Consider the following 7150-nt stretch of genomic DNA (forward strand, 5'->3'; position numbering starts at 1 on the left):
TCCGCGCTGTCAGTCGAGGACGACGACGTGTTTGCCGGGGGCGCCGCCGGCTGCCAGGTCGGTGTGGGCCTGCGGGATTCGGCCGACGCCGTGGTAGACCTTCGCGATGTCGGGCTTGAGGCGGCCTTCGGTGATGGCGTGCAGCTGGACCGTGGGCGGCTGATCCTGGCTCAGCCGGAGTCCGGGTGGCGCCGCTGGGCACGCAGCCGGGCCCAGTGCTTCAGGCGGCGGCCGACCTCGGCCTCATGGCCGTGCTCGGTGGGCCGGTAGTAGGTCTCACGGCCCATGTCCTCGGGGAAGTATTCGGCGCCGGAGAAGCCGTCGGGAGCATCCGGGTCGTACTGGTAGCCCTTGCCGTAGCCGAGGTTCTTCATCAGCCGGGTGGGCGCGTTGAGGATATGCGGCGGCGGCATGAGGGAGCCGGTACGGCGGGCGCTTTTACCCGCGGCGCCGAAACCGCGGTAGACGGCGACGGACTTCGGGGCGGTGGCCAGATAGACGACGGCCTGGGCGAGGGCGAGTTCCCCCTCGGGCGAGCCGAGCCGCTCGTACACGTCCCACGCGGCAAGGGCCTGCTGGACGGCGCTCGGGTCGGCCATGCCGACATCCTCGCCTGCGAAGCGGACCAGCCGGCGGGCGATGAACAGCGGGTCCTCGCCGCCCTCCAGCATCCGCGCCAGCCAGTACAGGGCGGCGTCCGGGTCACAGCCGCGCATCGCCTTGTGCAGCGCGGAGATCAGGTTGTAGTGGCCCTCCTGCGCCTTGTCGTACAGCGGGGCCCGCTGCTGCACCTGCCGGGCCAGCCCGGCCACGTCCAGCGGGCCGGTGCCGGTGGGGAGGGACTGGAGCTGCTCGGCCATGTTCAGCAGGTAGCGGCCGTCCCCGTCGGCAAGGGCGAGCAGGGCCTGGCGGGCCTCGCCGGTCAGCGGCAGTTGGCGCCCGGTCAGCTCCTCGGCGCGGGTCGTGAGGGTCTGCAGTGCCTGTTCGTCGAGGCGTTTGAGGACGAAGACCTGGCTGCGCGAGAGCAGCGCGCCGTTCAGTTCGAAGCTCGGGTTCTCGGTGGTCGCGCCGACCAGGACGACCGTGCCGTCCTCCACGTAGGGCAGGAAGCTGTCCTGCTGCGCGCGGTTGAAGCGGTGGATCTCGTCGACGAACAAGAGCGTCCCCCGCCCCCGGGCTCGGCGCTGCTCGGCGTCGCGGAACACCCGGCGCAGGTCGGCAACCCCGGAGAAGGTCGCCGACAGCGGGGCGAAGACCAGACCGGCGGCATCGGCGAGTAGCCGGGCGATGGTGGTCTTCCCGCAGCCGGGCGGCCCCCACAGGACCATCGACACCAGATGCTGCCGCTCGACCATCCGCCCGATCGGCGCCTCATCGCCCAGCAGGTGCTCCTGGCCGACCACCTGGCCGAGGGTGCGCGGGCGCAGCCGGTCGGCGAGAGGACGTGAGAGGTCTTCGATGGCCGGCACGGTGGTGTCGCTCGCGCCGGTGCTGTCGGGGCCGGGATCGTCGTCGAACAGGGCGAGCGCGGGTTCGCTGTGGTCCATGAGGGTGGGCTTTCGCGTAGGTGACGGTGGTCGGGGCGGGCGGTCAGGTGCGGGCAGGCCGCAGGTTGCGGGGCGCCGAGTCGAGTGGCAGGTCCTGCGAGTTGGTGACCCAGTCCTCGGCCAGGGCCGCGGTGATACCCCGGCTGCCGCTCGGGTGCGTCCCGCCCGGCGTGCGCCTGCGTACTCCGGACGCCGACGGCCCGGCTGTCCGGGCCTCACCAGCCATGATTCCCCGGGCAGGGCATTTCGGCCGGGTAGCCTGCGGACACATGATGGTCAGGAACGGACAACCGGACAGGGCGAAGGCATTCGCCCCTCTCGCAGGCGCACCCACCCCGCTGTACGGCTTCCAGCCCCCGTTCGGCACCCCCTGCAGCCTGGAGGTCCACCACCGTCGAGGACTTCTTCGCCGACCATGACGACCGGCCGTGGCCCCCGCCCCGGCCACCTTCCACTACCTCATCCATGTGACGTGCCGCATGCTGCACCACCACGTCGTGAACTGCCAGACGATTCTGGTCAGTCCTCCGTCCTTACCGGTCCGCGTCTGGTCGGGCAAGACCGTCGAGGATGACGTTCATCAGAGGCCGTGCCCTTGATCCCCACTCATCCCGGTCCAGTCGGCCGAGGTATGCGATGAGAAGGAGGACCCCGTGGGCATCGACGTCTGCGCGGATGGAACCTGCCGCTTTCCCCGCGTCCAGCAGGTGGCCGAGGGCGCCCTCGATGGGGTTGTGGCTGTGGGCGACAAGGTCCTGCCACGCCGCCGCCTCAAGGGCCGCCAGGACGCCGCGCTTGATCTCGGCGTAGTCGATCACTCGGTCGAGCCAGTGACACAAGGCTTTCACAGGCGTGTGTTCCGCCAGCAGAGCGGAGGCGGCGGCCACGAGTTCTTCGACATCGCGCCGGTAGACCTCGACGAGGAGTGCTTCGCGGTTGGGAAAGTTCCGGTAGAGCGTTCCCTGTCCTACACCGGCGCGCTTGGCAATCTCGTGTAGGTGCACGTGATCGGACTCGGCAAGGGCTGCGCGGGCGGCCTCCAGGATGCGGGTCCGGTTCTGCGCCGCATCCCGACGGCGTGCTGGCGCGCTCATAGGCTTCTCCTGATGTCCACCCATCACGAAGGGACACGTGTCCGGTAGGGCGGGCCGCGCACGGGAAGGCGGAAACAAGGAGGAACCGGTGGACTCCTGCTTCGCTGCGGCGGTTGCCACGATTACCCCGCCCCGCCCGTCGACAGCGTCCGCCTGTCGCGGTCCGGCTCCGCTCGCACCCGCGGTGCAGACGACTGCGCCGGCACCTTCCAGACGGGCGGCTGGAGTGCCCACGCCGAGCGACGTCAGGGCGCCGTGAACCGGCTCTGTTCCGTCGGATTCCAGGGTGGGAGCCTGCTCGGTATGGCGGTGAGGACCCACGACCTGGTCGCCCTGTTCGATGAGTCGTGCGGCGAGGCAGGAGCCGACGCCGCCGGTCACCCCGAGGGCGAGGCCCGGGACATGGCCCCCCTCCTCCCGTTGGCTGACGATCCCGGTTGTTTCCGGCTGGGTCTCAGTCGACAGCCTCGATGGTTACGTCGACCGTGCCGTCGTACTTCTTCAAGGCATCGGCCCCCGAGTCGATTTCGCCGAGGATGACGATGCCGGGGTCGGGGATGGACTCGCCGTCGTGGTCATAGAAGATGGCGATGTCGGGACCGGGTGACCAGTAGGCGATGTTGCCGATCTCGTAGCTGAACCGCGGCTCGCCTCCTGCGGTGAGAGACCGGGGCAGGTGACCGTACTTCTCACGCCTGAGCGGGTCGTTCATCTGCAGCGTCAGCGGAAGCAGCGCGGCGAAGTCACGTGCCGTCGCGTTGTCGCCGAGGGTTGCATTGAGGACGGTTTCTCCAGCGGTCAGTCGGATTCTCATATGGGTTCTGCCCTCTGGGGTGTTGTTGGAGTGATGGTCGGCGGCCGACACGTACGCCACATTCATCGGGGTACGAGCTTCAGTTCGGCACGGACCCCGTGAACGTAACTTCGACACCACCGCGATAGCAAGTCGATCCACTTACCATTCTCGGCTGCCCAGGTCTCGGTCGTCCAGGACGACGACGTGCTTGCCCGGCGTGGTGCCGGATTCGAGGTCGGCCTGGGCGTCGCGGACCTGTTCCAGGCCGTGGTAGACCTTCGCGACCGGGACCTGGAGGCGCCCCTCCGTGATGGCCTGGAGCTGGTGGGCGAGGACATCGGCCGGGAGGTCGGTGGCCGCACCGTTGTAGGAGGTCAGGCGCACGCCGCCCGGGATCATGAACGGGGTGAAGTCGGGGATCGTCCACTGGCCCGCCAGGGCTCCGGTGAAGCAGACCGTGCCGTGGAGGCGGACGGCGTTGAGGGTGTCGGCGAGGACCGAGCAGCCCACCAGTTCCAGTGCGGCGTCCACGCCGCCCGGCAGCAGCTCGCGCACCTGGTCGGCGATCGTGCCGCTGTCGACGAGGGGATGGTCGACGCCCGCCGCCCGCAGTTCCCCTGCCCTCGCCTCGCTGCGGGTGGTGGACAGCACGGTCGCTCCGATGTCCTTCGCAATCCCCGCCGCGCTCAGCCCGACTGTGGAGGTGCCGCCGCGGATCAGCAGCGTCTGCCCGGCCTTGAGGTCCAGGCCACGGGTGAGGGATCCGTACGCGGTCTGGAACATCTCCGGCAGCGCGCCGACCACGTCCCACGGCAGGCCGGTCTCGAACGGAATGACCTGCTCCGCCGGGACGGTGACGTACTGGGCGTATGCGCCGTCGTAACTGCGGCCCATATCGCCCATCATGGTCGCCACCTGCTGCCCCGGGCGCAGCCCGCTGTCCTCGTCGGCCTCGTCGACCACGCCTACGCCCTCGATGCCGGGAACACGCGGGTAGGTGACCACCGCGTCCGACTCGCCCTTGCGGGTGGTGACCTCGGACTCGTTGACGCCGAACGCCTTTACCTTGATCCGCACCCAGCCGGGCATGCGGACGGGCACCGGCACATCCTTGATCTCCAGTGCCTCCAGGCCGCCGGGCCGGGTGACGACGACGGCCCTCATCGTCGCCGGTGCGGCGCCGGCGGCTGCTGTCGGTTGACTCATGCCGAGTACCTCACTCCGTGTTGTCCCCTGCGTCGTCCGTATCGCCCGCCAGCCGTCAGGGGCGGTCGATGCCCTCCCACAGGTCAAGGACCTGCTGGTAGCGGGCGGTGCCCTCAAAGGGAGAGTTGCCGACGGTTTCCGAGGTGGGCTTGTCCGTGACCGCGGGCCACAGACGGGAGTGCTCGCCGGTCGCGAAGTCGAGCACAATGTCGCGGATACGCGTGTCACGCTCGGCCTGATCCGCGCTGCGGCCCGGCTGTTCCTGACCGACAAGCGCGTACATCTCGGTGCCGTGCACGGCGGGCGCGCCCTCGGCGGGCCCGATCATCAGGAGATGGGCGTTGCCGCCCGCGGCGGCGTGGGCCAGAGCACCGCGGGCTGCGGGGATCGCGAAGAGGTAGTCCGCCATGACCGCGGCGCGGACCTCGGCCGGGGTACGGCCGCCCTGGTCGTAGGCGTCGACGATCTTCTTGGCACGGGAGCGGGAAATGCGCCACCCCGCGACCTCGTCGACGATGCGGTCGATAGTGCCCGGGTCGAACCGGTCGAGGTCGTTCGCCACCCACCAGCCCATGTCGTCGCTCGCCATGCTCAGCAGGACGTCGACGTCACGGTGCGCGCCCGAGGCCAGGACGTCCATGGGGTGGGCGTGCACCACCGCGCCGGGCTGCCCGATGTCCAGGACGACGCCGGTGGCCTTGTTGTCCACCCCGCCCCGTTCTCCGAGGTCCGTCGGGGCGACCTTGCGCAGGGCGTCCCGCAGGGAGAGCGGGTCGAGGCCGAGCAGCTTCTCCGGGTTGTCCGCGACGCCGAGTTCGGTGACGAACAGGTGCGCGAGTTCCTCGGCCCACCAGGCCGGAATGCTGCGGGCGGGCCCGCCGGAGAACCCGGCCAGCCGCCGGTACAGGCCGTCGGCAGAGGAGGCGCCGAGCAGTCCGAGGGAGGAGTAGGCGCCGCCGCTGTGGCCGTAGACGCTGACGTTGTCGGGGTCGCCGCCGAAGTGGGCGATGTTCCGCTGGACCCAGGTGAGCGCGGCGATGATGTCCTGGAGGAAGAGGTTGCTGGCCTCGGCGAGCTTCCCGCCGTATTGCGAGAGCGAGAGCGGGCCCAGGGCGCCGAGCCGGTAGTTGACGGACACGCCCACCACGCGCCCCGTCGCGGCGAGACCGGCGGCGTTCGAGGTGATCTGGGTGTTCGCGCCGAACTCGAATCCGCCGCCATGGATGTAAACGGTCACCGGGAGAGCCTTGTCGGCCGGCTGCTCGGGGGCCCACACGTTCAGGTTCAGGCAGTCCTCGCCCATCCCGCTGTCCGCTTCGAGCCAGTCGCCGCTGTCGGGCTGGATCGCGACGACGCCCTTCCGGTCGTACGGGAGACTCGGATCGAAGTCCGCGACCACGGGGCGGCGATACCGCTCGGCGGTGGCGTACGGGATCCCCCACCAGGACCGCACCCCTGGTGCAGTCGGAGCCTTGGGAGCGGTAGCAGTCATGGCGTGAGATTCCTTCCGGTGCGGTTCGGGTGTTTTCACATGGCGTGTCGGCAGCTGATCGCTCGCGGTGACGCTTCCCAAGCATTCCCTGGACTCCGGCAAATCGCCCGGCGGACAGCGGTCACCCGGTGGTCATTAGGTGACACTTCGGCCACAAGATTTCGGTGCGGGCCATGAACTTCTCCTACGTGACCGACGGCCGGATCGTCGGCGAACGGCGCCAGCTCGATCTCCTCCGGGTGAAGCAGCAGATCGATGCCGTACCGGCGTCGTGAACCTCGTAACGCCGGGTGAGCCTTCTGTCGTGCGGGATAGCCGCTGCCGGGAAGGGCCCGTACGGCGCGGTGGCAGAGGACGAGGGCCCGTACCGGAGCGCGGGCGCCGGCGCTGGTTCACCGCAAGAGGTCGGTCTCTCCTTCTTGATCCGGCGTCTTCGTGCAGACAGCACCCGCTGCGGTGAGAGCTGTACGCCTTGTCGCCGCGACCCGGCCGGGTGCGGGAGTGCTCGCCCTGCGGGCGAATACTGCAACCCTCGAATACCGACACTCCACCAGTGCGCGCGTGCCACGGCCGAAGCGGTGATCGGCGCCGTCACCGGGACGCCGACGTCACCGAGCACGCTGCTGCTGGCCCGGTACAACGCTGCCGGGAGACTGCGGCTGATGGCCCGCACCACCCCGCTCGCCACCACCGTCCGGCGCGACCTCGGTGCGCAGCTGCGCCCTGCCGGCCCTGGCCATCCCTGGCACGGGCGCCGGTTCTCCGCCGGCTGGGGCACCCGCAGCGAGCTGGAGTTGCACCCCGTGCATCCCGAGGTCGTGGTGGAGTTCCTCGCGGACACCGCGGTTGATGACGGCCGCTACCGTCACCCCGTACGTTTCCTTCCTGCGGCTCCGAGCGGAGTTGCATCCGATGCATGTATGTCCCGCTACAGCGAGCGGCGTGACGACGGCCGCCCCAATACCAGCCGCACTGTGACCCGCCTCGACGTCACCGTCCTCGAACCCGCCGATCA

General features: G+C 69.8%; 6 protein-coding genes and 3 pseudogenes. 2 read left to right on the forward strand and 7 right to left on the reverse strand.

What is annotated here, in order from left to right; all coding sequences use genetic code 11:
* Positions 1-170: 170 nt before the first annotated feature.
* Together AB0D14_RS37090 and AB0D14_RS37095 are read right to left on the reverse strand one after the other, a co-directional pair.
* On the reverse strand, positions 171-1547 hold the full coding sequence (locus AB0D14_RS37090) for a replication-associated recombination protein A (RefSeq protein WP_362787519.1): 1377 nt from the start codon (positions 1545-1547) through the stop codon (positions 171-173).
* Between the two features lie 43 nt (positions 1548-1590).
* The gene (locus AB0D14_RS37095) at positions 1591-1773 is read right to left on the reverse strand and encodes a hypothetical protein (RefSeq protein WP_362787520.1); all 183 of its coding nucleotides are present in this window, start codon (positions 1771-1773) and stop codon (positions 1591-1593) included.
* 112 nt (positions 1774-1885) lie between these two features.
* On the opposite strand from AB0D14_RS37095, the pseudogene AB0D14_RS37100 reads away from it, so the two are divergent.
* Positions 1886-2020, forward strand: a pseudogene (locus AB0D14_RS37100) (AraC family transcriptional regulator); the annotation flags it as partial.
* Positions 2021-2080: 60 nt separating this feature from the next.
* On the opposite strand, the gene AB0D14_RS37105 reads toward AB0D14_RS37100, so the two are convergent.
* From AB0D14_RS37105 to AB0D14_RS37125, 5 genes and pseudogenes are all read right to left on the reverse strand, one after another.
* On the reverse strand, positions 2081-2641 hold the full coding sequence (locus tag AB0D14_RS37105; RefSeq protein ID WP_362787531.1) for a TetR/AcrR family transcriptional regulator: 561 nt from the start codon (positions 2639-2641) through the stop codon (positions 2081-2083).
* Between the two features lie 114 nt (positions 2642-2755).
* A pseudogene (locus AB0D14_RS37110) lies at positions 2756-3022 on the reverse strand (NAD(P)H-binding protein); the annotation flags it as partial.
* 73 nt (positions 3023-3095) lie between these two features.
* Positions 3096-3506 carry a cyclophilin-like fold protein gene (locus AB0D14_RS37115; RefSeq protein ID WP_362787521.1) on the reverse strand — a complete coding sequence of 137 codons (411 nt, stop codon included), beginning with the start codon at positions 3504-3506 and terminating at the stop codon, positions 3096-3098.
* Positions 3507-3596: 90 nt separating this feature from the next.
* Complete coding sequence (locus tag AB0D14_RS37120; RefSeq protein ID WP_362787522.1) at positions 3597-4643, reverse strand: zinc-binding dehydrogenase; 1047 nt, start codon at positions 4641-4643, stop codon at positions 3597-3599.
* A gap of 55 nt (positions 4644-4698) precedes the next feature.
* Positions 4699-6135, reverse strand: coding sequence for a carboxylesterase family protein (locus AB0D14_RS37125; protein ID WP_362787523.1), 1437 nt, complete (start codon positions 6133-6135; stop codon positions 4699-4701).
* 578 nt (positions 6136-6713) lie between these two features.
* Between AB0D14_RS37125 and AB0D14_RS37130 the strand changes: the two are divergent.
* Positions 6714-7150 (forward strand): annotated as a pseudogene (locus tag AB0D14_RS37130) (hypothetical protein); the annotation flags it as partial.

This window comes from Streptomyces sp. NPDC048484 (assembly GCF_040651415.1).
GTDB lineage: Bacteria > Actinomycetota > Actinomycetes > Streptomycetales > Streptomycetaceae > Streptomyces.